General features: G+C 46.0%; 1 protein-coding gene. It reads left to right on the forward strand.

Features of this window, described 5'->3' with window-relative positions; translation table 11 throughout:
- Nucleotides 1–76: 76 nt before the first annotated feature.
- The coding region (locus R7040_RS26840; RefSeq protein WP_318097647.1) for a histidine kinase at nt 77–683 on the forward strand (607 nt) is incomplete at its 3' end.

Genomic DNA, 683 nt, shown 5'->3' on the forward strand with positions numbered 1-683 from the left:
CGGAGACGACCATTCTGCTTACGCACAAATCAACGATAAGCATATGATTGTATTTAACATCAAAGGGAAATTTTAAATGTGTTCAGCTAAGTCAATGGTAGCAAGTGGATGGCAGCGCAGTGTGGTAGTCACCACGTTGTTTTGTTTGTTTATCTCGGGAATGACGCTCTCAGTTTGGGGCGGTCCGTACTACGTGCATGTGCTGGTGAGCTTTGGTTTTGGCTACTCTGCGCTGTTCTTCTCGTGGTTGATCGACAAGTTGTTTCCGACCATCCCACGCATGCTAGAAATTGCGCTATCACTGACCGCGTGTTTGTTGTTTGGTGTAATTAATGCGCAGTTTTGGCTCGGTGAATACTTCGGTATTTCGGGCATGTTGCCTGTCTTACTGATGGGCCTGCTGTTTAGCGGTATGTGTTATTTTTATTTTCATTCACGCGAAAAAGAAGCCATTGCACAGCGTGAGCTAGAGAGCATCAAACGTGAAAATGCCGAACAAGAACGAGCCCTTTTACTCAGCCAGCTCAAGCAGATGCAAAGCCAAATTGAGCCGCATTTTCTGTTTAATACGCTTGCCAATATCAGCGCGTTGATGTCGCAAGACGTCGATAAAGCCAAACAAATGTTGGATCAACTCACGGCGTTATTGCGTGCAACGCTAAAAAACTCGCGTGAGGAGCACA

The sequence above is a fragment of the Vibrio sp. 1069 genome (genome assembly GCF_033340555.1).